The following is a 26,332-nucleotide window of genomic DNA, read 5'->3' on the forward strand; positions in this document are numbered from 1 at the left end:
GGAGTGACCTCGGTAGCCAGGGATGATTATCTTCTCAGTCAATCCTTGATCGGAGCTGTTGCCGCTCTGATAGCGCGCATTTGGCACAGATGATCAATGTTGCCGGCACATCCATTTCAACCGCACCTACAAAAACGGAGGTGCTCGACTGCTATGTCTTTGAATCGTTGCAGAAAGAGCGCTCAATGACCGAGGGCTGGCTGCATCGCTACAACCACCATCGCCCACATGAATCGCTAGACCGGACTCCTCCGGTCCCGTATCGTGTCAAACGTTTCCCCAACCTCGGCTTGCAGGTGGCGCGGGGAAACGAGGAGGCTTCACTGACCTACCGGGGCGCCGCCTTGATCGCAGCATTCAGGGTAGTCCACAGCTCCTTGGTGACGGGCACCATGTCCTGCCTGAAGTACCACCAGAAGTGACCGCCCACGTAATTCGGGGTGGTGATCTTCATCGTGTAATAACGGGTCAGGTACTCGGCCTTCTTGGTTTTGCGTGAGGTACCCACCTCCCCAAACCCGATCTTGGAATTGGGGAACATCACGCGCAGCTTATCGAACACCTGCTGCCAGTTGGGCTTGAGTCCATTGCAGTCATCCTCGTAGTAGGAAATCCAGACGTAATCCAGACCCTGCTTCATGTAGGCAGGGACATTGGCCTCGGCCCACTTGAACATTTCATTGGCAGGTTTCGACCAGCAATCTTGGTTGTAGTAGAGCGTGACCGCAGCCGCCTTGTTCTGTGACTTCACGATGTTGTAGGCGTTGGTCATCTTCGCCACCACATCGGCATTGGCCCCCAGCCACTCGCCGTTGACCTCGTTGGCTACTTCCCAAATATCCACGACATCCGACAACGCATTGAGGTATTGATTAGTCCGTTGGATGTACGCATCCACGCTGTACTGCTTGACGTAGTACGAGTCCAATATCTCACCCATCACATAGGAAACTTTGGAGATTTCCACTGCTGGCTTGCGGTAATAGTCCGGGTTGACGAACTCATCGAAGACGATGCGCGTGGTGGGCCGGTAGGCCAGCGACGATAGGCTGCGCGTGATGTCATTAAGCCTGCTCACATCGTCCACGGTGACGCCGTAGATAGGGGTTGGGACTATGCGGCCCGAGGGCACGCTGGTCTGAGCAGATACGACGGAGCACAGCGAGGCAATGCACAATGGGATAAACGCTTTCATGCGGTATCCCCCAATGAAGGGTTCAATGAGTTTTTTCACTTGGATCAATATGAATCGAGGCATGACGAGGGTAGGATGTGACTGCTTCTAGCTGGCAGCACCGGCTTAGACCGCCCCTCAGTTGGCGCTCGATAATTAGCTAAACGGGCGACTTTAGTCCGTGAAGTTTGGCTAACAGTAGCCAAATGAAACGAACACGCTCCATGAGCCTGCACACATATCGAGCTCGCAGCTACTCGGCCCTTGTTGACGCGCTCAATGCTATGCGGCAGCTACCGGTCAATGAGTTGATTGCCAGAGTTGACTTGATGTTTGGGTAATGTGGGTGAGCCCTAAACATGAAGCGTTACGTTTGTTGCCTGCGGTATGAGCCGTTTTCAAAATGAGCGCATCGAGGAAAGCGTCATCGCGCGGTCGCCAGGCGCATGAGATGAAAGGTGCTTTACGTGGCCGCTTGTCCTTCACTTCTCAGTCCGCTTTGGGCGTTTTCAGCCAAAGGCGTCAAGGTGCACGTGCCACTGGATTACGCAGTCCGCTGCGGCCACTCAAGGCTCAATATCTAGCCTGCAGAGAAAAACCTGGATCTGGAGCACCCCAATTGAAATCGCCCTCAACGCCACGGGCGTGATGATTGCGGTCGATGAGACGGAAATGCCTCTGGTGGAAGGCCACTGACAGGGTGTCAAGCCGTAGCCGCTCCTCTGCTACATTCCCTTTCACAGGAGGAATGAGAGGATGAAAGCTATTCAGGGCACTGCCGCGCTGCTGGTCGCATTACTCTGTGGACCACATTTGCACGCGCAGCAGATCACCGGGAATGAGCTGCATCAATGGCTCTCTGAAACACAAAAATCTCAAGCGGGTATCGCGCTGGACCACCAACAGGTCAGTATTGCGCGCGGGTATGTATTGGGAGTTGCCGAAACACTGGTGTCGTCCAAAGCCATTTGCATACCAGACGGCATCACACGCGACCAAATCTTGGACATCATTCCTATGATGCTTTACGCCAAGCCGCAGCTTAGGCACATGAATGCCAACTCACTGGTCTCAAGGGCGTTGCAAGATGTCTTCCCTTGCAAGCCAAGATAGATGGCAACTGCTCTGCTGCATTCCTTGACCAGTTTGCGTTCGACTGCGTCACGTACTGTAGCTAGATCGCTGCGATCTGGTTGCGGGTATTCGCGGCCCCGGCCAACCCAGCCTGGAGCGCCCGCGTCTCCCGAACTCATACCTCCCTCAACACAAGCTTAGAAACGGGCGATACGCTTGCCCAGGATCACGGACAGCTCGCACATCACATCGAGTTGGCGACGCATGCGAGACTGCTCTTCGGGGTCCAACTGGCGGAACAAGGCATTGCGCAGCATGAACTCATCCAGCTTGGTGATACGAATGTCCGTTTCCTGCTTTTCATCCAGCATGCGCTGCTGGTGGGGTGACGGCCCACTGGCTCTGGCAGTGCTGCCATTGATGCAGTGCTCCAGCATCGCCTTGGCCTGGCCGAAGTACAGCAGATTCGTGCCCGTGGGGCTCATGCAAGCGTGTAGCGAGCGGGTGAATGTGATGCCACAGTCAGGCGCAAGTCAGCCGGCAGCGGCCAGGACAATAAGCGGCCGACCAATTGCTCCGTGATCGCAATTTTGCTCATCGGGTTTCCTTGGTTTGGGGGATCACTGGCCAGGCTGCGCGGCACCTTGCTGCATCAACTGCGTGGCCATCAGTTCGGATTGCCATCTCCGTGTACCGCTGGCAGCACTGTCCGAATATTTTTCCGAGGGCTCGGGCGTACTCGATGAGAGCGGCGGGGGGGGGGAGGCGTCAGCAAGTCGCTGCTCGGCACTCAGGTGCTGGTGAATGCCCAGCAGCGCCAGCATTGATACGAGAGCTTTTTTCATGCCCAGGAGTTTTCCGGAGCAGAGCTCAACGATCGAACCCTGGCGGGGTGCAACGAATATCGATCTATGGCCAGAAGCAATCCTTATCGTTTCTAGACATACCGCAACAATGCGCGGCAAATCAGTTGGGAATGTAGAACGTCTATCAAGCACCGTGCTAGCCTTGCCTCGATAAGTCTTGAACAAGCCCGAATGTGCTGGAGCCGCCTGCGGTGAACGAACCAGAGCTATTGCGTGCATCTGTTTCTGCACTCTGCTCTGGTTCTGCCGGCCATCGAGCCAACCGGAGTGCTGTCTTGCGCCGTTCCATTCTTCTTGTCCTTGCTTCTTTCTTTGTGATTTGGGCAGTGGAGGCTTTTTGGCTCTCACCGTCGCCACCTGGTGACCTGCTGTGGGTGATGCGGCAAGAAGGCATGCTGCTTACCGGCATTCTGGCTTTGGGGGCCATGACGGCCATCATGGTTTTAGCCTTACGCCCTCGCTGGGTGGAGTCGCCTTTGGGCGGCATGGATAAGGCATACCGGTTGCACAAATGGCTGGGCATCATTGCCATTACGTTGAGCTTGGCGCATTGGCTGGCCAAGCAGTCCAAGCCCCTCATCGCGACGGCTATTGGCAGCACTGGCAGGCTGGCCAAAGTACCCGTGCCCGAGTGGGTCAGCCTCCTAAAGCCCTATGCCAAAACCTTGGGCGAATGGACCTTTTATGCATTGATCCTGATGCTGGTCATTACGCTTGCTCGTCGCTCAGTGCCATACAAGCGCTGGTACTGGTTTCATCGATTCATGCCTCTGGCGTATCTGATATTGGTGTTCCATGGCATTGTGCTGACTCCTCCTGGCTACTGGAGTGGTGTGGGCGGCTGGCTGCTGGCGTTGACAATGGCCCTCGGCGTCGTCGCCGCCGTGATGCAACTGGTGCGTGACCTGCGCTCGCGCTATCCCCATGCGGGCACCGTACTGTCATTCACGCAGCTTGGCGATGTGCTGGAGCTGCAGTGCCGTATGGATGATTCCTGGCCGGGCCATGCTGCGGGGCAATTCGCCTTTTTGCGCTTGGCAGGGGAGCAAGAGGCGCACCCGTTCACGCTGTCCGATGCCGACCAGCAAGATCATGTCGTGCGCTTTCACATCAAACAACTGGGCGACTGGACTCGCAGCCTGCCCAAGCGCCTGCAGCCCGGTATCGTTGTGGAGCTGGACGGTCCTTATGGTCGCTTTGTGCCTCCGGATCACGACGATGGTGCCGTGCACGTATGGGTTGGCGCCGGCGTTGGCGCGACTCCTTTTCTATCGTGGCTAGGCCAACTACACCATGACGGCCATGCTCCCCAGGCCTGGCTGCAATACGCATGCCAGCATGCGGTCGACCCCCTTGCTCAAGCGCTGAAAGAGGCTGCTGCGCTTCATCCGGATGTGCATCTGGATATCTTTGCCGACGGCCATCGCTGGACGCCCAAAGAGGTGCTTCAACGTTATGGTGCCGACAAGCCACTACGGGTGTGGTTCTGTGGTCCTGCAGCCATGGGCGAGCAATTAGAGCTGACCCTCAAGCAATCGCTGCCAGCGGATTCCTGGCAACTTCACAGAGAACACTTTGAATTTCGGTGAGCACGGTATAAAACTATCGCGGAAGAAATTCACCAGACCTGCCAGAGCTTTGGCCTGGATTGAATCGTCACCATACGCTCCTCACTGATCAAGCGATCCGCTATAGCTCCAGCCAACTCCGCCAGTGATACCTGCCGAAGCGGACACCTTGCCCCAGGCGCTGGCCACGCACTGCGCCGATGTCGTGAGGCCAATCTTGGCTGCATCCAGGCGCACGGCATTGCTCTGGATCGCCACATCCGCATTGAGCTTGGCTGTCTGCAGGGCGTAGTTGCATAACTCCAGCTTCGCAGTGCAGCAGGCTTGCCAGATGAGTGAGTCGAGCTGGGGGCGCAAGCGTTAGCGCACCACAAACTGGAAGGTGTACAACGCAGCATTGAAGGCCGAGGCGTGAAGGCCCGAGGCGACTTGACCATCTGGCTGGACCAGGGCATGCCGTGGTTCGCCCCTCCAAGCGACAAGCGTGGTCGCAATCGCACTTTCTCAGATGCTGCCATCCAGTTTTGTCTGACCATCAAATGTCTGTTCGGCTATGAGCCCGATGACGCGCTCCTGATCGAGGACGCCGAGGACACCCAGGAAACAGAGGCGCTGCGTGACCTCGGTTTCATTGAGTGATCTTTGCCCGCCCCGCGCGGGCTCTCTCTTATCAGCCACCCCAGAGGTGGTTTTTTTGTGCCTGGAGATTCTGCAATGTGAGCGTTTAGCCAGCATGCGGCCTGCATGCGCCTTCCCCCGCAGGACTATAGCGGGATCATCAATGATAGAAAATTGGCATCAATATGTATCAGTCAATAGAAAATACTGACAAGGCCAACCGTTTGTGAAAGCATTCACCTTAAGTAATGTCTTTGAATGAGCGCAGCTACTCAGATGTGAGAGAAGCCTCTTTAAGCCACCCTCCACAGGGTGGCTTTTTTTGCACCAAAGTCAGAGCCATCCGGTGTGGCCACTCAGGCAGGTACGGCAACTGAGGAATGGGCCTGAACTGCCGTCAATTAGGAACTCGGTGCATCTGCGTCGTGGCGACAGTAGTCACACCAGATGATCCCCCCCCACTTTCGTGTAAGCCGAACTCGTATTGATCGCCCTAAAAGCATCATGCAGAATTCGCCCCATCTACCTGTTATGCCGGGCCTGGGCTTCTCTCCTCCCTCCCTCTCACCTTCTTTCCCAGGCACGACCCAAAAGGTCACCGGCACTCTATTCAAGCCCGCAGCAACCGCTCGCGGGCTTTTTCTTTGCCCTCAGGAGACCCCATGCATTCGACCCCAACTTCCGAAGCCCCGGTGACCCGAACCACCCGCGCCGTTCTGCGCCCTGCGGTCAGCCCCTCCCGGAAACGTTTCATCACCAATGCCGGCAGAACTCGCCTGGTGGATGATGGGGTTTCCTCCAGAGTGGGCCCTGCGCCATATCTTTGATGTCACGCGCGCCATGCTGCCGCTGCTGCGCAAGCAGGGTGCAGGCGCGAGCATCATCAGCCTGTCCTCCATCGAAGGGCTGCGTGGTGCACCAACCTGCGCCATCTATGCGGCCTTCAAGGCGGCGCTGGGTGGCTTTACCCGCACGCTGGCGCTGGAGCTGGCGCCCGAAGGCATTCGCGCCAACGAGATTGCTCTGGAGACCACCGAAACCCGGCAAGTGCCCGTCAGCCTGGCCATACCCGATGCCAACAAACACCATATTCCGCGCTGGATTCCGCTGGGCCGGTTTGGCCAGCCACAAGACTGCGCAGGAGCAGCGCTGTACCTGGCCAGCCCGCTGGCAGCGTGGGTGACCGGTAGCACGCTCACAGTCGATGGCGGCGCCATGGCAGCTGGCGGCTGGATGCGCGACCCCAGCGGCGCGTGGACCACCATCCCCGTCATTACTGGTAACGGCTTTATCGACGCCAGCCAGGGCGCGCCCGCACAGCTGCGGCCCGAGGCCCAGCCCGCCTGAGCACTTTTCTCTTGTTGATTTCACACAGGACAATTCATGAATATTCTGATCGTTGGCGGCACCGGCCTGCTGGGCGGCCACGCCGCGCTTTATCTGCACTCCCTGGGCCATCAGGTCACCATCGCCGCACGCAGGCCTGCGCCAGCAGCCACGCCCATGGCCCAGCTGCCTTTTGTGTCCATCGACTTTGTGGCCGGCAACGCGCGCAAGGAAGACCTGCAAGGCTTTGACGCCATGGTCTTTGCCGCAGGCAATGACATCCGCCATGTGCCACCCGAGGCCGATGCTCCCGCCCACTGGCTGCACTCCAATGGCGAGGCCCTGCCCCGCTTCTTTGCGCTGGCTCGCGAAGCAGGCATCCGCAAAGCCGTGCTGATCGGCAGCTTCTACCCGCATGTGGCCCCCGAGCTGGCCGAAAGCGATCCGTATGTGCGTTCTCGCTATCTGGCTTGCACGGGAGCACGCGCACTAGCCGCGCCAGGCTTCGAGGTCTGCAGCCTGAACGCACCCTTCATGGTGGGTGCTGTGCCCGGTTTGCCCAGTCCCATTTTTGAGGCCTACACCGCCTACGCACAGGGCAAGATGGGCGATATGCCGATCTTCGGGCCCACGGGAGGCACCAACTTCATGTCCGCACAGTCGCTGTCCGAAGCCGTAGCTGCGGCTCTGGAACATGGCGAATCCGGCCAAGCCTATCTGGTGGGCGATGAAAACCTGAGCTTTGCCGAGTTCTTCACACTGTTCTTCAAAAGCCTGGGTAGCGACACCGTGGTGCCCGCGCTGGATCAAAGCCACCCCATGCTGCCGGACGAGGTTCTGTCGGCCGGTCGTGGCACGCCGGTGCGCTATGAAGCTGATCCCCGTCTGCAGTACCGCCGCGGCGACGTGACCCGAGCCGTGCAGGAAGCCGTAGACCAGGTACTGACAGGCCAGTTGCAAGCGGCCTGATCGCTAAAAACATAGCAAAACACGGTGTAGCCAGGCGTTGTTGACCTATCCCTAGCCTGCATGCAGCAATAGCCGCATGCAGGCGCTTCGGTTGCAAGCTATGGAAAAACTAGAGTAATGACTACCGGCGCAGCTTGGTCGAGACCAAGATGAACCGAACATTCGAGCCGCCATCCTCACGGTGCAGGAGCCACTGGGACATTCGGACCTGAGCACGATGGTGAACTACACACATGTCCTGAAGGTCGCTGTCCCGCCCATTGGATGCCTTGGTGCTGCACGTGCAGTCTGGCTTAGCAACGGGTTTCGAGCTTCTGACTGAACAGCCGCTCAGAGTCGATAGCACCAGTGCGGCGCAGGTAAAAGCGGTCACCCGAAATTCGTGACAGTTTAGCGACTGCTTTTAGGTTTGGAGCGGACCTTTGAGGAGGCCACGCTCCAATGAATCCTCTGGGCACTTGCAGTCGTTGGCATCTTCGAGTTGAGCGACAGTCGACAGACTAGGCCTCCCGTTCGCGGCCTCGTGCTGAACGGGGCTGCTTCTGGCCGAACGCTGCCATAACAGGCTGAGGTGGTCGGTTCAATGAGAACGCCCAATTCGACCCGTTTCTCACGGTGGGTATCGATTGACGGGAATATTTGCTCCATTGGACACATCCAATGCGTAGATCCATTGATTGCGAAGGAGTGAATCATGGGCATGGAGCACAGCAAAATCCTCGAACGCGAAGAGGTTGCACAGGGTACGATGGCCTTCCATCTCGCCAAACCGGCGGGGTTTGATTTCCGCCCTGGACAGGCGTTTGAAATCCAGCTTCCGGGCGCGCCCCCCGGAGAGAGCAAAGAGGAGCGATGTCACGCATTCTCCATTGTCAGCGCGCCACACGAGCGTGAATTAGTGTTTGCCACGCGGATGAGGGACAGTGTTTACAAACGCGCTTTGGCAGCTCTGCCCGTAGGTGCTGAGTTGGACATCGATGGACCATTTGGTTCGCTTACCTTGCACAAAAACACGGCGCGAGCGGGTGTGCTCATCGCCGGTGGGATTGGCGTGACGCCGTTCATGAGCATGTTGCGAAACGCTGCAATGCAGCAGTCACAGCAGGATTTGCTTTTGCTGTATTCCAATCGTCGTCCGGAAGATTCGGCGTTTCTCTCTGAGCTTCAAGCTCTCGAAAAGACGAATCCCAAATTCCGGCTCAAGGCCACCATGACGGATATGGCGCACTCTGCCCTGGATTGGAGTGGTGATACACAAACGATCGATAGAGAGTGGCTCCAGCAGGCCATTGAGGGCTTGGCTAATCCGATCTTTTATGTTGCTGGCCCACCTTCCATGGTGGCAGCAATGCAGCAGTTGCTGCTATCAGCCGGCATTGATGAGGACGATGTGCGTAGTGAGGAGTTCTTTGGATATTGAATAAGGGAAAAGTCTGCCATGACGCATTTGGATGCAGCCGCTTGGCATACCTCGCCAGGCTCCTACCAGTGCAGATAGAACATGGCCTTGGCCAGCAGGACAATGACCAGCACATGGCAGAACACGCTCAGATGCAATCGGTGCGAGCGTCGTCCATCAAGTTGCCCTTGGCGGCGCCACCACATGGCGCTGGCGAAGTGCGCAAGCACGCTGAGCGCCAGAGCAATCTTGAGCACCATCAGCATGCCGGTACTGCTGGCCAATGGGTGCGCCAGTACCGAGCGATGCTGCCAGGCCAAGCCTGCTCCCGCAAAATACAGCACTAGCAACACCCAGGGCATGACGACGGTGGCGCGTGTCCCCAACGCCTGCTCCACGGGGAGCATGTGCTGCCGCGGCACCCGGCTGTGCACATTGGCCAGCAGCACGACTTCGAAGAACACTGTGCCTGCAAACGCCACGGCGGCCAGCAGGTGCAGTGTGATCAGCAGGCCATAGCTCATGTCTGGGCCTCCTCTCTTGACAGTCGTCTGGCAGGAATCAACGGCACTGCGCTGACAAACGTTGGCGGCATCAGGTCCGCAAGAGTGAATCCATCTAGATGCGCCATGAAGCTGTGCAAAGCTCCTTGCAACATGCCAGCGAGGCGGCAGTCGCCGGTCAGCGTGCACCGGCTGTCGCTGCCAAAGCACTCCACCAGCGTGAAGTCGGACTCTAGTCCACGTATCACTGCACCGATATGGATCTGCTTAGGTTCACGGGCGAGACGCATGCCGCCTCCCTTGCCACGTACCGTCTCTATACAGCCCTGCAGGGCCAGTTGATGCGTCACTTTCATCAGATTTGCCTCGGAAATGCTGTAAGCCTGTGCAACCTCGGAAATCGTGCACAGGCGCTCTGGCCGCTGGGCCACATGCATGAGCAGCCGCAGCGCATAGTCGGTCATCAGGGTTAGACGCATTGAGTGATCTCGTTCAAACAGATTTTCTGGACTTGCTGACGACATGTCTTGACGGCTGAGCCGCTGAGAGTCCATCTGGTGGCAGGCGCGGCCGAATCAGCAAGGGCACAAATCGCCACAGGTACAAAGCAAATGCCACCACCCATGCAAGCGCCGAGGCGTGCAACGCGGCTTGAGGGAGCCCCGCAGGCAGAAGCGCCAGCAGGCGCAGCAAAGCGGCGGCAAGCACCAGCACATACATGACTACGATGCTCCCATCGGCGCGCAATGGTCGCCCCAGATGGCCAAAAGCCGTACGTGTCACCATGCCGATTATCAGCACCGCAAAGCCGGCCACACCGATCACATGGACCGGCCAGGCCAAGCGCAGTACCCAGTTGCTCGCCTGGAGCGCTGCCACCAGCAGGCCCGCACCCAAGGCCGCATGACCCAGATACAGAATCCACAGCAACGGCACCTGACGCACAGCCCAGGGTTTCCAGGCCAACACCTGCCATAGGGTGATGAGTCCCGTGACAGCCAATGCGGTCACCATACCCGGCACCCATCCCAGCAACAGGCAGACAATGCCAAGCACGCCAGTCCAGAGTTGCCACTGCCCGCTGGCCGTATGCATGGGAATCTGCAGATCCGTCACCGCCCGCATAGCGAAGAATGGAATAACGCGCCGCGCCACCAGTAGTGCAATCACAGCCATGCACAACAGCCCTGCATAGAGGTAATGCATCAGCGTTGCGTAGTCGCTGCCTTGCCATACCGAGCGCAGAAAGAGTGCATCGGCTACGCCCAGACCTGACACCAGCAGCGGCAGGCCGTAATTGCGTCGGCTGCGTGCTGCATAGATCACCCGGCCAAGCACTACGGCAGCGGCGGCGAAAAACAGCAGTTCACACACTACGGCAAAAGCAAAAGCTGTATCACCCACCACCAGGAAACCCACGCGCGCCAGCAGCCACAGTACGCACAACCCGCCCAGCGCCCGGCCCTGAATAGGGTTGCTTCCGGTCCAGTTACTAGCCGCCGTGAGCAGAAAGCCCACGGCAATCGTCGCCACAAAGGCCCACAACATCTCGTGCGCATGCCACAGCACGCCGCCCAAACGCCCCGCAAGCCACTGTGGCGCGAAAACCCACAACGCGACAGACACCGCAGCCCACAGACAACCAGCCATGTACAAGGGCCTGAAGCCAAGCTCCAGTAAGGCTTTCCACTGGGGTGCAGGAGCCTTGGGTTGGGGCACAGACCCCCTCGGCTCCTCAATCTGCAGCAGCTCAGACATGGCTCACCACCGCCGGTAGTGCCTTGGGATCACGGCTCATCTGGTAGCCCGACCACAGGCTCTGTGCAATACGGCGCGCCGCCTGCCATGCTTGATCGGCCATGGCGCGGTTGGGTTGCTCGGCCAGCGTGATCTCGAACAGGCCCAGCCAGCGCTCAAACAGCTCCAGGCTTAGACCCGGTAGCGCAGCATGCTTGGGCATAGGGGCCCCTGAAAAGCGTGCTGTGCGCCGCAAAATGGCCGACCAGAAATCCACCAGCTTGGTCAGATGATGGTCCCAGTCCGCTATACGTGCATCGAAGATGGGGCCTAGCACCTCGTCCTGGCGTATTCGCGCATAGAAGGAGTGCACCAAGCTGACGACTTCCTCTTCAGTGCAAAGCTCATGAATCCTCATTGCACAATTCCTTTCGCAGCCGTTACATCACATAAGATTCATCAATTATGTATCTTATGACCAGGCATGTAGCCAGGTGCATGGTGTGTTGTTGCATAAATCTGGCCTGGGTCTGATATGCAACAACGTCTATCTCCGGCACCAGAATAAAAGCCCCAGGTTCGCAAGAGCCTGGGGCTTTTATTCTGCTATGTCTCGGTTTCATCACGATTTGCGCATAAAAGAACAATGCTTTATAATTTCAGGCTTGCTGCGTGGCACTTGCCCTGCGCAGTATCTCTCAGGCAGTTCTCACGTTGCCCACGCTTGGCTCCATACAGCCAAGGCACTCCATGGCAAGAAGCATAGGCCACCCGCAAGCGGCTGGCCTATTTGATCTTGGCTCATCAGAGCTGGATTCCTTCATTTTCATTGGTCGGCATGCCCTTGCCTGGGTTTTTGCCGCCCGTTGACTCGATATGCACACAGAACAAATCACAGAGCGTGTCGGCAACTACATTGTGACTGCCCTCACCCAAATGACTCACTCCGGCAAGATTGCTGCAGCGGTTTCCATCCGACGCGGAACCTATGACCGGATTTTCAGGTTTATCCGCCAGTTCGACACCCCGGATATGGCCAGCAAGTATGCCCTCGCCGAGGGGCGCAGCATGGTGCTGGACAACCAGTTGAACTGACCTCTTCGTAGAAAGGAAATATTTTGGCCAAAGAAGAATTGATTGAAATGCAAGGCAGAGTGGACGAGGTTTTGCCGGACGCCCGCTTTCGTGTGACGCTGGACAACGGCCACCAGCTGATTGCCTATTCCGGCGGCAAGATGCGCAAGCACCGTATTCGCGTGCTGGCAGGCGACAAGGTAACGCTGGAGATGTCTCCCTATGATCTGAACAAGGGTCGCCTGACCTTCCGTCATATCGAGCGTTCCAACAACAGCAACCCTGCGCCTCAGCAGCGCCGTCACTAAACCTCAGCGGTTGATATGGTGCGCCACGACGGCCACCAGCCCTGACATGGGGCTTGTGCCAGCTGCAGGATCACGGTGCCGTGCAAGCGCCCGGCCTGCAGCTCAATTACAAGCCCTGCCGGCTCAAGATCCAGATCGCAGCGCTCAGCTTTGAGCTCTTCGACGCTCGCACTGCTTTCAGCGCGTGTCGACATGGATCGCTGAAGCACTCTCACGCCATTTGCTTGAGATTCCCACATCTAGCCTGACCAGCCTGGCATCAGGCGTGCACAAAGTCCGCCACCAGTCATGGGTGGCGTTGCTACCGCCGGCCTCATCCCAGCTCCAGCCCCTCACGGCAAGTGTTGAACTTCCTTGTAGATAGGTGACCTTCCAGCGTGTAGCGCTGGCGTCGATGCAGGTCATAACCATCAGAGCCAGCATCAACAATGCATCTACAGGATGCCCTATCGTGAATCATGCGATAGGCCAACCTGCCTGCCTTCGCGGGCACCAGTGTTCAGGCCGGATATTCGCAGGAATACGCTAGCTGGCTTCGGTGCATTTGCTGTGTCCTGCGTGGTTGCGGACATGCCCAACGTCCTTGCCATGGCTCGACAAACACCTCCAGGCAAGGTTCCCCTTGGGCAAGACCACGGATTCGAAATGACGGCTCGCGCACTCAAATTGCTTGAAGGTCGTCAAAGGATCCGAGAGAGCAGCTCCGACAGCTCAGCACTCGGCACGATTGCGCCCAGCCGCCTTGGCCCGATACAGGGCTTGATCGGCCGCTTCAACCAGATCCAGCGGACTCGCCAGTCCATGTCTGCCCCGTATGCTTGCCGCGCCTATGCTCACGGTGACATGGCCGAACTGGCTGGACTCATGGGCAATGCCGAGTCCTCGTATGCACTTCAGCAACTCCTCGGCAACGCGCATGCCCCCCTCCAGCGCGGTATTGGGAAGAATGATGGCAAGCTCCTCCCCGCCGTAACGTGCTGCCAGATCCCCTGAGCGCTTGGCCGACAGCTCCAGCTGCCGTGACACCGCTTTCAGGCATTCGTCGCCGGCGACATGACCATATCGATCATTGAAGCCCTTGAAATGATCCAGATCGATGAGCAAAAGCGAGAGTGCCGTCCCCTCACGTGCGGCACGGCGGATCTCCAGTTGCAGCACCTCGTCGAAGCGTCGCCGGTTCGCCAGCCCTGTCAACGAATCCTGGGTGGCCAGCCGCTCCAGCTCGAGGTTTGCATCCAGTAACTTCTCACGCACGGCCATCAGGGATGTCTCGGCCTGCGCACGCTGTCGGATGAGCAGGATCAGACGCCAGCCTATCAGTGTGACAACTGCCAGCAGACCTAGCACCACACCTGCCGTCAGCAGCGCCTGGCTTCGCCAGGCTTGCAGTGCCTCATACCGCCCCCGGGCCACCACCGTGAAAATGGGGTAACGCTCATTGCTCCTGAAGGCATACAGCCTTTCCGTTCCATCTATGCCGGACTCAAAAGACGCCGTTCCGGATTTCAGGTTGGAGTAGTAGCGCAGAAAGTTGGGGGAGCGAGAGAAGTCGCGCCCCAGATCCTGCTCACGAAATGGATAGCGCACAAGCAACTGTCCGCTGGTCGTTGCCAGTCCAATAGACCCTTGCTCGCCGACATCGATCTTGCCGAACAAGTGCAGAAAGTTCTCTATCCCCAGCACGACAACGATGACCCCGGCAAAGTCACCCTCTTTGCTCTCAAATCGCCGGCTGATGGTAAGCCCCCATTCACCCGTAGAGCGGCTGCGTATGGGCGCACCGATGAAGATCTCGTGCGACGGGTTATCCCGGTGATATGAAAAAAAGCGACGGTCGGCGCTGTTGGCTCCGTCGACAAATTTCCCTCTCGATGACATGAGCCATTTACCGCTCGCATCGATGACGAGCAATTCATTGAGCTGGGAAAGCAGATGCTCCTGGCGACCGACCAGCTGTTGCATGCGGACCAGATGCTCGGGCGTGGTGCCCTCCACCTCCAGGCGCTCAAGCATGCCGAGCAGCAGCATGGAGCTCTGGGTAAAGACGCCCTCGGCATAGGTGTTCAGCGTCTGCGCAAGATTGCGATTATTCGTATCGATCTCGCTCAAGGTGCGCTGATGCGCCGACCAGATTTGCCAGCTGGTGGCCACCATTACAGAGACCCAGATTACCAGCAACAGACTGGTCGCCAGTTGAGCATCGCGCTTGGCAGTCAGAACTTTGCGCACGCCATCACGAATGGTGACGCCGGTCTCCCTCTTCTTCTTTCGACACCACACCTCAACATTCCTCTCATCGTCAACCTGGCAAGAGCGGCACTTTTGCATTGCCTGCAGTTCCCCTGCTCAGATTGGACAGGGTCGGGACGAATTTTCCACCATCTCGTGAAACGACATGGGACAAAGCAGCAGACGAAGCAGAATCTGAGGCCACGGCTCAATCGCTGCCAACGGGGCCGCAGCGAACATTGCTGCCCAAAGAAACTCCGGCACAGCTCCCTGGCCTGCCACGATGGCCAGGGCGGCCAGGGCCGTGGCAGCACCTGCCAGACTGTGCCTGGTGCCCGACAGAAGACATTCAGGCTCTGCCTGCCCGGCTTGCTAATGGGAACAGCAGGCAGACGGGTGATCCATCCAGTCAGCAGGAGATGGGGTCGCTCCCCTATGGAACCATTGATCCGTCGATAGACGGCACCAGCGCCGAGCCATCTCTTGCCAGCACGCGCAAGCTACCGCAACCAAGGCAACACCATCAGCAAGCATCTGCCCGGAATGCAGCCGCCACGGCGCAGACTTGCAATCCAGCCGTTCGAAACCTCTTCTGGCGAAGACATGCCGCGATAGGAAAAAGGCGATCTGGCCCAAAGCGGTCTTGCGAGACGCGGCCAATTCCTGCGCCGGTTTGCGAGATCAATGTCCGGCCCTTGACGCCATGGCATTCAAGGGCTGCGTCTACCACGGTCCAGATCAATGCAGCCATCCATTGCGCAGCTATATTTTTAATAGCTTGCTTCAATTGAATTTACTTAATTTCAGATAGAAATCATGTCAAAACTGAAGTAGCTCAAGCGCAAGCCGCTCTCTTTTATATAAGAACCAGCACCTCACGCACGTCCGGCGCACAGCCACAGCACAAGTCTCGCTCATGAATTGATACAGTCTCTTCGGTGCATTGCGCTTATGCTCGCAGCGTTTTGAAACCGATGCGGCCATGGCTCGGACCATGGACTGCCCCACCCACAATGAAGAAAATCCTTGCTCTTGTTTCCATCTGCCTGCCTGTGGTGCTGATTGCCACGCCACTGAGCAGCCAGGCACATGATCGCCATCACCACCATCACCACAAGCGCGAGCACAAGGAGGAGTACTGGGACGGCCACTGCAAAGTGGAGCGCAAGTGGAAGAGCAATGGCGAGTACAAGGAAAAGCGCAAGTGCAGAAACCGTCCAGATGCCTACTATGCGCCGCAACCGGTTTATGTAGCCCCACCCCAGCCGATATATGTCGCGCCGCAACCGCAAGGGCTGGTGATTGATTCACGCATCGTGCTCAGGCCCTGAGCCGCTATTGGCCCAGCAGACCGACCGCCTCCTCTGCGATCAGATCCCAGACCAGATGCGCGACAGGCGATAGCTCACGCTGCTGGCGCTTGACCAGCATGATGCTGCGCTGCACCTTGGGCACCAGGGCACGGCTGACCAAAGCGGCACTGCCAGCTGCCGCAGTCGTAGCAGTCCGAGCGGCCCAGGCTGCGGGAATGGCCAGACGCGGCACCACGCTCAAACCCAGACCTTGCTGCACCATGCTGTAGATGGTGGCCGTATGCCCCACCTCCTGCACCACCGATGCAGCCGCGCCATGCGCCTGCAGCGCCGCATCGATCAGGCGGCGGCTGCCTGATGCATGATCGAGCAGCACCAGGGATTCACCGGCCAGCTGTGCCCAGTGCACCTCCTTCTTGCGCGCCAGGCCATGCGAGGAAAGGCAGACCAGACAAAAGGGCTCGGTCAGAATGGTCTGTGCGTGCAGATCCTGTTTCTCGGATGGGTCGATCACCACACCAAAATCCACCTCCCCGCTGCGCACGCTGAGCAGCACATCGCTTTGAATGCGATCGAGCAGCTGGATATTGACGCCTGGCGACTGCTGTCTGCCACGCGCAATGCATTGCGGCAGCAGGTTGGCGGAAAGCGTGGGACTGCTGGCCACCTTCACGCGGCCCTTGCGCTGCGTCGCCAGGCCTTGCACTTCGAGCAGGCAGGCATCGAGATCCTCGAGCACCCGCGAGAGATTGCCCAGCAGCAGACGGCCTGCCTCGGTCAGTTCCACCTCACGCGTGGTTCGATGCAGCAAAAGCAAGCCCATGGCCTGCTCCAGGTCCGTCACATTGCGGCTGACGGCAGGCTGGGTCAATGCCAGGGCATCGGCAGCGCGGCTGAAGCTGCTGCTTTGAGCCACTGCCACAAAGGCACGCAGTTGGCGCAGGCTGATATTCATATCAAAAAATTATAGGTCTATCGAATAAATCCATTTCTCTTTTAAATGGATTGCGTGTCCAATACGCAGCCATCGCGCACCGGCCCGGTGCCTTGCATGAATGGCTTCCGCTCAAGAATATGTCTCGCCCCCGCTTTGTCCCCGATAACTTCACGCTGGCACTGATTGCCACCGTCGTCCTCGCCAGCTTTCTGCCTGCATCCGGCCAGTTCGCCGAATATGTGGAGCTTGTCACCACAGGCATCGTCAGCCTGCTGTTCTTTCTGCATGGCGCCAAACTCTCGCGCCAGGCCATCCTCGCAGGCATAGGTCACTGGCGTCTGCATGTATGGATCTTCATCGCCACCTTTGTGCTGTTCCCCGTGCTGGGGCTGGCACTGCGCCCGGTGCTCTCGCCTCTGGTCACCACCGAGATGTATATCGGCGTGCTGTTTCTTTGCACCCTGCCCGCCACGGTGCAATCGGCGATTGCCTTCACCTCCATGGCGCGCGGCAATGTGCCTGCCGCCGTGTGCAGTGCATCGGCCTCTACCCTGCTGGGCATTCTGGTCACGCCGATTCTGGTGAGCCTGATCCTGCACAAGAATGCGGAAGGCGGCGATGCATTGCATGCCATCGGCAAGATTGCCATGACGCTGCTTCTGCCCTTTGTCATTGGCCATCTGATGCGCCCCGTGATCGGCGGCTTCCTGCAGCGTCGCGCCTCCATCATCAAGCTGGTGGACCAGGGCTCCATCCTGTTTGTGGTCTACGCAGCCTTCAGCGCTGCGGTCATCAGCGGCCTGTGGAAGCAGACTCCGATTCCCTCACTGCTGGGCTTGATCGTGCTGTGCTGCATTCTGCTGGCCGTCGTACTCTTCATCACCACCTGGGGCGCACGTCGCCTGGGCTTCAGCAAGGAAGATGAGATCACGCTGGTCTTCTGCGGCTCCAAGAAAAGCATGGTCAGCGGCATTCCCATGGCCAACGTGCTCTTTCCCGCCGCATCCGTGGGCGCCATTGTGCTGCCGCTGATGCTGTTCCACCAGATCCAGCTCATGGTCTGCGCCGTGCTGGCACAGCGCTATGCCAGGCGCGTGCAGATTGCCGATGAGAGCGCGCCTCATTAAGAGCAGCTGACCCATAAAAAGGGGCGCCTTGTGCGCCCCTTTTTTCCTTACTTGGACGACCCGCCGCTTCAGGCCGCCAGCGTCAACGCATTGTGCTTGTGCAGCAGCTGTGCGGTTTCCGCATTGACGGAGTCGTTCACCACCACCTGGATCCCCAGCCCTGTCGCGGTCTCCACAATGGCTTGCAGCAGATGCAGGGCACCCGGGCTTTGAGCAGCCTGCTCCGAGAACTCGCTGCCCAGCTTCACATAGCGCAGCGGCAAGGTGTGGAGCTTGGTCAGGCCCATGGGTTGCTGATCCAGACGACGCAGTCCGACGCCGACACCGGCCAGTGCCATGGCCCGGCAGAAGTCGGCCACCTCATCGGGGTAGGCCGTCAGTCCATGGGCATCGAGTTCCAGACAGAGCAAGGACATGCGATGTCCCCACTTCGGCGCACTCAGCTCCTCACGCAGTCGGCCCAGGAAGTCCGGCTGGGCCAGCGAGGGCAAGGAGATTCGAATGACCAGCTCGCAGTCGTTCTGTTCAAGGCACGCAGCCCCGAGAGCCACTGCTCGCAAATCAAACTCTGCCGACAAGCCCAGACGCACGGCCACCGGCAGGAACAGCGACCCCATCAAGGTCTCGCCTGCCGCAGTGCGCAGCGAGAGCGACGCTTCGCCACGCTCCTGCATCCCGTTGCGCCCCTTGAATTGCAGCGGCTGAACGGACAGGGAAAGTGCATCCTGCGCTTCCAGTGCCGCAATCAGCATCTGACGCCACAAGGTTTCACCGGCCAGGTCGGAGACCACCTCGTCATCCCCGTAGGCCACATATTCCACCTCGGCCTGGCCCGAACTCTCCGCACGCATCAAACCGTAGTCCAATCGTGCAAGCACACCGGTCACCGAGCTCGATGCAGAGTAATCGGTCAAGGCAAAGCTCCAGCGGCACCACTGACCATTGCTCAGAGTCACGCGCATGGACAGCAGCACCTGCCGGATATGCTGCACCAGAGACATGGCCTGAGGTCCGGCCAGGGCCGGCATGAGCACCACAAAGTCCGAGCCATTGAGGCGTGCCAGCTGAGCCTTGCACTCGGCATGACCCTTCAACACCTGATTGACCTGCTCGCCCATCGCCGCCAGCCAGGCATCGGCACTGGCTCGGGACATCTGCGCATTCAGAGCCAGCAGATCACGCTGCCTGAACAGCATCACATGGCCATGTGCCGCAGCGCCATCAGCTCCGCTCAGCGCGCGACGCAACTCATTGACAAAGTACTTGCGATTGGGCAGCTGAGTAACCGGATCACGATTGACCTCCAGCTCCAGTGATTCGATGCGCTCCATTTGCTCCTGCGCCGTAGCCTGCACCCGCTCCCGGGTGTCTGCAATGGCGCTGAGTACGGGCACCAGCTCGGCCACTGCGGCCCTGGCGGGCTTCGCCGGGCCCTCACTGCCGGCCTGCCGTCCAATAGCCTGAACCTGGGCCGAGATTTCCTGCTGCAAGACCTTGCGAAACCATCTGAACAGCAATACTACAAAGAAAGCCCAGGCCAACCCGGCCAGCACCACCACACCCGCCAGGCGCACGCTGCTGCCCCACAGTGCCTGGCTCGCATAGCTGTTGTCCACAACCAGCGTCAACTGCCCAACCTGCTTCCAGCCATCGCTGATCACGCGCTCCGCCTTTGGCGAGCGCAGCGGCAGCATCTCGACAAACCACGGCGGAGCACCACTGTCTTTGAGCTTCGCAGCAGGGGCAGAACTATCGGCAGTGCTGTTATCGCGCTGGCGCTCGAACAAGGTTTCGCCCTGGGGCGAGGCCAGGCGAATCAGCTTGAACTGCCCGCCATCGAACAAGGCCATCATCAGCAGCTCCTGAGTGACCGGGTCCTGATTGGCCGGCTGCGACAGCGACAAGGCCAGCGACGAGGCGGCATTCTCGCTCTCGGACTGCAACTGCCCGTCCAGATACTGGCGTGCAGCACCGATGCTGAAAGCCAGGGTGCCAATCAGGATGGCCACGATGGCCACCGTCACGCTGATCAAAAGTTGTTTCAACAACGACATCTTGCTGCCTTATCTGTGTCGACCATTCAATAGGGCTTCGCTGCCTGCAGCGCGAAACATGGCATTCATGGCAAAAAACCCTCCTGTTTCATGCGCGCCAGCAGATCGCGCCAGCGCGTGATCCTGTCCACCGAAGCAGGCTGTGCACCCGCGACATATACACCCTGGGCATTGAAGCTGAACACAGGAGTCAAGTCCTTGCGCTGGCCGGCCGGCATGATGTTGTCCAGCAGGCTGTCCAGCACCAGCGGCTCCGCTGCAGGCGTCTCGTAATAGCCCAGCACCATATGCGCGATGCTCTGCGTGCTGCCTGCACCGCCCAGCCGGGCACGCACATAGATCAGGCGCAGTCTCTCGACCGCCACGCCAAGGCGCAGCAGCGAGAAATACTTGCCGATAACGTAGTCCTCGCAGTCGCCCGCACCCTTGCCCAGCGTCTCAAGCGGCGTGGCCCAATAGTCGGGCTGGGACCAGAGCATGCTGTCCTCTGATTGCAGCACGGCGCGATTCCAGAAGGTATTGACGGCCGACAACTGCTGCTGCAGCGGCCTGTCTTTCTGGGCCTGCAGCATGACCTGCCACTGGTTCAGCCTCTGGACGCCTGCGCTGCCATAACGGGACTGCATGCTGCTGTGCAGCCGCTCAGCATCGAAATCCAGCGCCGCGGCGTCAAACCCGCGCTGCAGCGCCCAGCCCCCGACAAGCGCCGAGCCATACAAAAGCATGCCTCTGCGCGACAGGCGCTGCGGTTTTTCCACGGCATGTGGAAACAGAAGGCTGGGCGAAGTGCTCAATCGAGTTGCCGGAAGAGCAGGCACCCAAGACAGAATCTGCTTGAAGCGCCTGTGAATATTGTGATGACTGCTATGAAGCTTGATGGTTCGACGAGAACACAGTCAAGATTCAATGCTCACAAATGTAACCAATCAAGCAAGCTCTTGAAACAACCTGCCGATCACTGCCGAGCGAAGAGGCAGAAGACTTGATACTCCAAGACTTCTGCCTGACCTTGCCGGGGCTGTTTATCAGCTGTGGTCGATCTTGAGCTTGCCTTGATCGATCAGTTCCTTGATCAAGGCGTTCTGGTCTGCCGTGGTGGTCAACGAGTGCCCAGCGGTGAGATCCACTCCCTTGAACGTGATCAGCTGATCGTAGTTGGAGCCTGTAGCACCCAGATTCCCATCGGTGGAGACCTTGAGCACGGTATCTGCACCACTCTTGGAGAAATTCAGGAACTGAGACAGATCCGAACTCTTCTCCTCCCCTTGGAGCAGATCGTGCAGGTCCAGCACATCATTGCCATTGACGTCAGAGCCGCCCTTGCCAAAGTCATTGATCACATCCTTGGCAGGAGCCGCAGTGGTTCCCTGATCACCCTTGAGCCACAGGAAAATATCATCTCCTTCGCCGCCAATCAGGGTGTCATCGCCCTTGCCGCCGACCAGCACGTCATTGCCCTTGCCGCCGTTCAGCGTGTCGTTGCCGGAGCCAGCCATCAGGATTTCGCTATCGTTGGTGCCCACCAGATGGTCACCCGACTGGTAGCTTACTGAGACATTAGCGCTGTCGCTGTGACCGTCGGCTGTCTGTATGGTGTACGAGCCATTTGCTGTGGAACCATCCAGGTTTACGCCGCTGTAGTCGATATTCATCGTCAGGGTGTAGGTCTCTGCGGCGTTGGAGCCATTTCCGTTGTCGAGAACGTTAACGACGTGGATCTCATAGTCGCCCGACTCCGTCACCGGGATTTTGCCGCCACTCGGGACGACGGTATATTGATCGCCCGAGCCGGCTAGGCGGTACTCCACCCTGATCCAACCGTTGTTCAGGTTGTGGCTCAGCGTCAACACCTCGCCGGCAACCAGTGAGATCTTCAGCAGATCCTGATCGTTGCCGCCATTGGCCCCCACGCTCGCCAGATAGCCGTTGACCTTCACCTCGGCCTGGTTCGCACTTCCGCCCGCCTTCGAGAAGTCGCCGCGCACGATCGAGAGCTCCTTGTTCGAGGTGCTGTTGCCTGAACTCGAGAAGGGATAGGTCTTCACAGTGCTGCGTGTGAAGTCCTTGCCTTGATCCCAGCCCGTATTCACCGTCAGCGGACCCATCGTCAGCGCACCAGTGCCGCGCACGTCGTTGGCCAGCAGCGACCCCGATTGCACCGTGAGCTGCGTGCTCAGAATGTTGGTGATGATCTTGTCGTCCACCGCGTCCGGGGTCTGGTACACCGGTGGCGTCACGTTGACCGTGATGCTGGAGCTTGCCTTGTCGCCGTCGCCGTCCTGCACCGTGAACTGGATGGTGTCGGTGCCAGCCGTCTTCGGCACGTAGCGGTAGTTGCCCAGATTGTCGCCAGCCATGTCAAGCGTGAACTTGCCATGCGCGGTGGTCACTGTCAGTTCGGACGTGGCTGCGTCGAAGCTGTACGTGGCCCCCGAGGTGGCGGTCACCTTGTTGGTCGCCGCATCGTAGTTGTACGTCTTGCCTTCGATGACCAGCTGCGTGATGCGCGCGCCGCTCAGGTCGGCGCCCAGCGTGCCGCCCGCGGCGATGTCGCCGTTGATGGGTGGCGCGATGGTGCCGTCGATCGCAGCGTCCAGACCGTTCAGGTTCGTCACCAGTATGGTGTTGCTGTCGCCGGGACGGTCTGGATTGTAGGAGACCGGATCAATGTAGCCACCGGTCGCGCTTGTGCCCAGTCCAATGCCGTAGGAGTTGATATGGTTGGCGGTGAGGAACTTCTCCCAGGTCGTCTGCAGTGAGGAACCGACAGCGCCATTCACGGGCTCCCCATCCGTGAAGAAGTAGGAGATGTTCTGAACGTTAGTGCCTTCCAGCTTGCCCGTCGGGGAGTTGTCCCAGGCGGCCATGGCCTTGTTCAACGCGTCTTGGTAGTTGGTGCCACCACCAGACACGAGGGCATTGACGAACGCCTTGGCTTCCGCCAGAGACATCCAGCCGCTGCCCTTTTGCGTGGCGCTGCTGTTGAACTCCAGAACCAGAACGCGCACGTCGCCGGCCTCGCCGTACTTGTCGAGCAGGCTGTTGACTGAGGACTTCAGCACGGCCAGGCGGGACAATTGTGTCGAACCGTTGTACACGCCGCTGCCGTCCTTCATGCTGCCGGACGTATCCAGCGTCAGCATGATGTTGGTGCCGTGCGAAGACAGCGCCGAGCTTTCCGCGATCGGTTTGAGGCTGGGGGCCGTGTCGGTGATCAGCACGCCCAGGTCGCCCGTTGCCTTGCCGCCGAACTTGTCTTCCACCGTAATCTGGAAGTGGTCCTGCACGTTGGTGTCGTCACCGGTGTGCGACTGTGGGCCGCTGCTCTGGTAGGTGTAGCTGACCTTGCCGGTCGTCGGGTCGTATCCGGTCAGCGTCAGCGTACCTTTGCTGGTCGTCAGCGTGACCGGATTGTTCACCAGGTCGGCCAAACGGTCCAGCGTCAGGGACGCGTCGGCGTTGCCCGGGCCGTCGAGCGTCAGCGACTTCAGGCCTGCGCTCGCGGTGATCGTGAACGTGCCGCTACCGGAGGCCAGAGCTTCCGAGACGCTGATGGCGCCCGGCGCAGCGAGGTTGTAGTCCTCGATGTTGACGCTGGGAGCAGGAGGTTCCACACCCGCCACTTCGAAGTGGCCAGCGGTGGAGTCACCATCGGCATCCGTCACCTTGTAGTTGAAATCGAGCTTGCCGTCCGCGGTGCCTTGCATCGGCTGGTATTGATAGAACTCCCACTTGCCGGTGGCCGGCGTCAAGCGCATCTCGAAGATGAGATTGCCCGACGGGTCGCGGCCTTCGATCAGATTGCCGTTGCTCAGCGTCGTCGTGATGTTCGCGCCGTCGCGCGTCTTCAGGCCGCCTTCCGCACCCGTCAGTTCCAGACGACCTGCGCCGTCGGCGCCGTAGCCGTAATTCAGCGTGCCTTCGCCGTAGGCGATAGCCTGGACAGTATTGCTACCCAGGAAGGTGATGCCGGTGACGGTGAAGTCGCTATTGTCGCTGGACGAGTTCTTGTGGTTGTCCGTGGCCGAAATCACGATCGTGTCGAAACCGCCTTCTTCGACGCGGAAGTTGGCCGCATAGTCGCCGCCGTTCTGGTCGGAGGTGAAGGTGCGTTCGGCGATCAACACGCCATTGCGGTAGAACTTCGCGACGCCGCTTTCCACCTCGCCGCCGTACATGGCGCCGAAATCGATAGTGGCGCCATAGGCAACCTTGCCACCAGTCAGGCGTATGGTCAGTTCTTCGGACGCGCCCTTGCCATCCGGTCCAACGCGGTAGTCGATTTCGTTGGCGATGTTGTGATACGGCGCATCCTTGCTTGCGACACCCAGGCCGGTCTTGCTTTGGTTGACATTGGCGTCGATCAGCGTCAAGTCAGACTTGGACGTGAAGCCCTTGGCCGTGACTTCAATCGCGCCATTGCCGAAGGTCATCTTCATCTGGTTGGTGCTGGTCTGGGAACCAGCGAAGCTCACCTTGCCCGTGTAGACGTCGGGGATGTTCGCGGTCTGCACCGAGACGGGGTCGTTCGGTTGCACCACTGGCGAGTCGTCCTCGATCGTGATGTTGATGTTGCTGGACACCGCTGGATTGACGCCATCCGACACCTTGACGCCGACCGAAAGGCCCAGCGTGTCTTCACGCGAGGTGTCGGGGTGATCGACCGGAGCCAGCAGCTTCACGTTGTAGGCGCCGTTATCGTCGATCTTGATGACGATGGCGTCCGTGCTGCCCGCGCGGCCCGTCAGCGTGTGTCCATTGTCGGACAGCACCCAGACTATGGGCGTGCCGTGGGACGTCAGGGCGCCATTGGCGGGCGCAACCAGCGTAATACTGTAGGTGGCGTTGTTGTCGTCGGTGATCGACAGTTGGCCGTTCGCCTGGGGCGAATCGGTCGTATCCGATGTGCCATTGCTGTCTTTGATGCCACCAGCCAGGCCTTCTTCGGAGACGGCCGTGTTTCCACCGCCAACGACAGGCGGCTTGTTGATGTCGACGATTGCGGCATTGCCGCTATCGGTGATGCCCGGGGGCAGCGCGGTGCCGCTGGCGGTGGCGCCGGTCAGCGTCGCCGTCAAGGTCATGCTCTCACGGCCTTCGTAGATGCCATCGGGCGTGGTCGGAACCGTGACCACGATGCCGCCTGTGGTGCCTGCGGGCACCTTGAAGCTGTAGGTGCCGTCGGCGTTGGCAGTGACGGTGACGGACTGGCCGCCGATGCTGACAGTGGGAACACCATGGTCAGCCGCAGTGATCTCGCCGCCGAGCTTGAAGGTCAGCGTGGTTTCGGCATCAACTGCCTTGTCCAGGCTGACGTTGAAGTTCGCTGCGTTGCCTTCGATGACATCGCCCGCATCCTTGACATCCAGCTTGGGCACGTCAGCGCCAGGACCTTGGGTGTCGACGATGGCGGCGTTGCCGGTGTCGGTGATGCCCGGGGGCAGTGCCGTGCCGCTGGCCGTGGTGCCAGTCAGCGTGGCTTGCAGGGTCAGCTTCTCGCTGCCTTCGAAGACGACGTCGTTGTTGGTCGGAACCGTGACGACGATGCCACCAGTGGTGCCGGCCGGAACAGTGACGCTGAAGGTGCCATCGGCATTGGCCGTGACGGTGACCGGTTGGCCGCCGATGGTGACCTTGACGGTACCGATGTCGTTGGCCTCGATCTCGCCGCCGAGCTTGAAGGTCAGCGTGGTGTTGGCATCAACCGCCTTGCCCAGCGTGACGTTGAAGACGGCGTCGGAGCCTTCGTTGACATTGCCCGGATCGGAGACGTCCAGGGTCGGCACGTCAGCGCCCGGACCTTGGGTGTCGACGATGGCGGCATTGCCGGTGTCGGTGATGCCCGGGGGCAGTGCCGTGCCGCTGGCCGTGGTGCCAGTCAGCGTGGCTTGCAGGGTCAGCTTCTCGCTGCCTTCGAAGACGACGTCGTTGTTGGTCGGAACCGTAACGACGATGCCACCAGTGGTGCCGGCCGGAACAGTGACGCTGAAGGTGCCATCGGCATTGGCCGTGACGGTGACCGGTTGGCCGCCGATGGTGACCTTGACGGTACCGAT

The 26,332-nt window shown here is 59.3% G+C and carries 23 protein-coding genes and 1 pseudogene; 11 read left to right on the top strand and 13 right to left on the bottom strand.

Translation table 11 applies throughout. The features are described from left to right. Positions 1–89 precede the first annotated feature (89 nt). On the top strand, positions 90–422 hold the full coding sequence (locus tag DFO48_RS25890; protein WP_114864229.1) for an integrase core domain-containing protein: 333 nt from the start codon (positions 90–92) through the stop codon (positions 420–422). On the opposite strand, the gene DFO48_RS17375 is transcribed toward DFO48_RS25890, so the two are convergent. Next, positions 329–1,234, bottom strand: coding sequence for a hypothetical protein (locus DFO48_RS17375; protein WP_233506431.1), 906 nt, complete (start codon positions 1,232–1,234; stop codon positions 329–331). The genes DFO48_RS25890 and DFO48_RS17375 overlap by 94 nt on opposite strands. A 696-nt stretch (positions 1,235–1,930) precedes the next feature. Between DFO48_RS17375 and DFO48_RS17380 the strand changes: the two genes are divergently transcribed. Then, positions 1,931–2,287, top strand: coding sequence for a Rap1a/Tai family immunity protein (locus DFO48_RS17380; RefSeq protein WP_003073196.1), 357 nt, complete (start codon positions 1,931–1,933; stop codon positions 2,285–2,287). Positions 2,288–2,445: 158 nt separating this feature from the next. Here the strand turns inward: DFO48_RS17380 and DFO48_RS17385 are convergent, their stop codons facing one another. Further along, positions 2,446–2,733 (bottom strand): hypothetical protein, encoded by a 288-nt coding sequence (locus tag DFO48_RS17385; protein ID WP_114864230.1) that lies wholly within the window; start codon positions 2,731–2,733, stop codon positions 2,446–2,448. A gap of 135 nt (positions 2,734–2,868) precedes the next feature. Then, positions 2,869–3,093 (bottom strand): hypothetical protein, encoded by a 225-nt coding sequence (locus DFO48_RS17390; RefSeq protein WP_233506432.1) that lies wholly within the window; start codon positions 3,091–3,093, stop codon positions 2,869–2,871. A 296-nt stretch (positions 3,094–3,389) separates the two neighbouring features. Between DFO48_RS17390 and DFO48_RS17395 the strand changes: the two genes are divergently transcribed. Beyond that, a complete protein-coding gene (locus DFO48_RS17395) occupies positions 3,390–4,703 on the top strand; it encodes a ferric reductase-like transmembrane domain-containing protein (protein WP_114864231.1) in 1,314 nt (437 codons plus the stop codon). 81 nt (positions 4,704–4,784) lie between these two features. Here the strand turns inward: DFO48_RS17395 and DFO48_RS17400 are convergent, their stop codons facing one another. After that, positions 4,785–5,039, bottom strand: a complete 255-nt coding sequence (locus tag DFO48_RS17400; RefSeq protein WP_199407020.1) for a hypothetical protein — start codon at positions 5,037–5,039, stop codon at positions 4,785–4,787. A gap of 25 nt (positions 5,040–5,064) precedes the next feature. Between DFO48_RS17400 and DFO48_RS17405 the strand changes: the two are divergent. From DFO48_RS17405 to DFO48_RS17425, 4 genes and pseudogenes are all read left to right on the top strand, one after another. Next, positions 5,065–5,234, top strand: a pseudogene (locus DFO48_RS17405) (transposase); the annotation flags it as partial. Positions 5,235–6,059: 825 nt separating this feature from the next. Further along, the gene (locus DFO48_RS17410; protein WP_233506433.1) at positions 6,060–6,647 is read left to right on the top strand and encodes an SDR family NAD(P)-dependent oxidoreductase; all 588 of its coding nucleotides are present in this window, start codon (positions 6,060–6,062) and stop codon (positions 6,645–6,647) included. 36 nt (positions 6,648–6,683) lie between these two features. After that, on the top strand, positions 6,684–7,595 hold the full coding sequence (locus tag DFO48_RS17415) for an NAD(P)-dependent oxidoreductase (protein ID WP_114864232.1): 912 nt from the start codon (positions 6,684–6,686) through the stop codon (positions 7,593–7,595). 694 nt (positions 7,596–8,289) lie between these two features. Then, positions 8,290–9,015: an FAD-dependent oxidoreductase gene (locus DFO48_RS17425; RefSeq protein WP_114864233.1), complete on the top strand. Its 726-nt coding sequence runs from the start codon at positions 8,290–8,292 to the stop codon at positions 9,013–9,015. 62 nt (positions 9,016–9,077) lie between these two features. Here the strand turns inward: DFO48_RS17425 and DFO48_RS17430 are convergent, their stop codons facing one another. Genes DFO48_RS17430 through DFO48_RS17445 form a run of 4 tightly spaced genes read right to left on the bottom strand, consistent with a single transcriptional unit; the run spans position 9,078 to position 11,652 of the window. Continuing rightward, a complete protein-coding gene (locus DFO48_RS17430; RefSeq protein WP_114864234.1) occupies positions 9,078–9,518 on the bottom strand; it encodes a CopD family copper resistance protein in 441 nt (146 codons plus the stop codon). Further along, entirely contained in the window at positions 9,515–9,976 is a 462-nt protein-coding gene (locus DFO48_RS17435) for an Rrf2 family transcriptional regulator (protein ID WP_114864235.1), read from the bottom strand. Before DFO48_RS17435 ends, DFO48_RS17430 begins: the two co-directional genes overlap by 4 nt. A 13-nt stretch (positions 9,977–9,989) precedes the next feature. Next, positions 9,990–11,255 (bottom strand): NnrS family protein, encoded by a 1,266-nt coding sequence (locus tag DFO48_RS17440; protein WP_114864236.1) that lies wholly within the window; start codon positions 11,253–11,255, stop codon positions 9,990–9,992. After that, complete coding sequence (locus tag DFO48_RS17445; protein WP_003073223.1) at positions 11,248–11,652, bottom strand: group III truncated hemoglobin; 405 nt, start codon at positions 11,650–11,652, stop codon at positions 11,248–11,250. Before DFO48_RS17445 ends, DFO48_RS17440 begins: the two co-directional genes overlap by 8 nt. A gap of 458 nt (positions 11,653–12,110) precedes the next feature. Here DFO48_RS17445 and DFO48_RS17450 point away from each other — a divergent pair, with 458 nt between their 5' ends. Together DFO48_RS17450 and infA are read left to right on the top strand one after the other, a co-directional pair. After that, on the top strand, positions 12,111–12,329 hold the full coding sequence (locus DFO48_RS17450; RefSeq protein WP_003073225.1) for a hypothetical protein: 219 nt from the start codon (positions 12,111–12,113) through the stop codon (positions 12,327–12,329). A 23-nt stretch (positions 12,330–12,352) separates the two neighbouring features. Next, positions 12,353–12,616 carry a translation initiation factor IF-1 gene (gene infA, locus DFO48_RS17455; RefSeq protein ID WP_003061434.1) on the top strand — a complete coding sequence of 88 codons (264 nt, stop codon included), beginning with the start codon at positions 12,353–12,355 and terminating at the stop codon, positions 12,614–12,616. A 711-nt stretch (positions 12,617–13,327) separates the two neighbouring features. Here the strand turns inward: infA and DFO48_RS17465 are convergent. Next, positions 13,328–14,896: a sensor domain-containing diguanylate cyclase gene (locus tag DFO48_RS17465; protein WP_114864238.1), complete on the bottom strand. Its 1,569-nt coding sequence runs from the start codon at positions 14,894–14,896 to the stop codon at positions 13,328–13,330. Between the two features lie 962 nt (positions 14,897–15,858). Here DFO48_RS17465 and DFO48_RS17470 point away from each other — a divergent pair. Beyond that, positions 15,859–16,176, top strand: a complete 318-nt coding sequence (locus tag DFO48_RS17470) for a hypothetical protein (protein ID WP_114864239.1) — start codon at positions 15,859–15,861, stop codon at positions 16,174–16,176. Between the two features lie 4 nt (positions 16,177–16,180). Here the strand turns inward: DFO48_RS17470 and DFO48_RS17475 are convergent, their stop codons facing one another. Then, the gene (locus DFO48_RS17475) at positions 16,181–17,113 is read right to left on the bottom strand and encodes a LysR family transcriptional regulator (RefSeq protein ID WP_114864240.1); all 933 of its coding nucleotides are present in this window, start codon (positions 17,111–17,113) and stop codon (positions 16,181–16,183) included. Between the two features lie 119 nt (positions 17,114–17,232). Here DFO48_RS17475 and DFO48_RS17480 point away from each other — a divergent pair, with 119 nt between their 5' ends. Next, complete coding sequence (locus tag DFO48_RS17480) at positions 17,233–18,222, top strand: bile acid:sodium symporter family protein (RefSeq protein WP_003073238.1); 990 nt, start codon at positions 17,233–17,235, stop codon at positions 18,220–18,222. Between the two features lie 68 nt (positions 18,223–18,290). Here DFO48_RS17480 and DFO48_RS17485 read toward each other — a convergent pair whose 3' ends face one another. The 3 genes from DFO48_RS17485 to DFO48_RS25830 form a co-directional block, all read right to left on the bottom strand. Next, a complete protein-coding gene (locus tag DFO48_RS17485) occupies positions 18,291–20,276 on the bottom strand; it encodes a LapD/MoxY N-terminal periplasmic domain-containing protein (protein ID WP_233506434.1) in 1,986 nt (661 codons plus the stop codon). Between the two features lie 65 nt (positions 20,277–20,341). Beyond that, entirely contained in the window at positions 20,342–21,070 is a 729-nt protein-coding gene (locus DFO48_RS17490) for a transglutaminase-like cysteine peptidase (RefSeq protein WP_114864242.1), read from the bottom strand. Between the two features lie 231 nt (positions 21,071–21,301). Further along, positions 21,302–26,332 (bottom strand): type I secretion C-terminal target domain-containing protein (locus tag DFO48_RS25830; protein ID WP_114864243.1); only part of this gene is annotated, 5,031 nt, incomplete at its 5' end.

Origin of the sequence: Comamonas sp. AG1104 (assembly GCF_003350425.1) — a bacterium.
GTDB classification, from domain to species: Bacteria; Pseudomonadota; Gammaproteobacteria; order Burkholderiales; family Burkholderiaceae_C; genus Comamonas; species Comamonas testosteroni.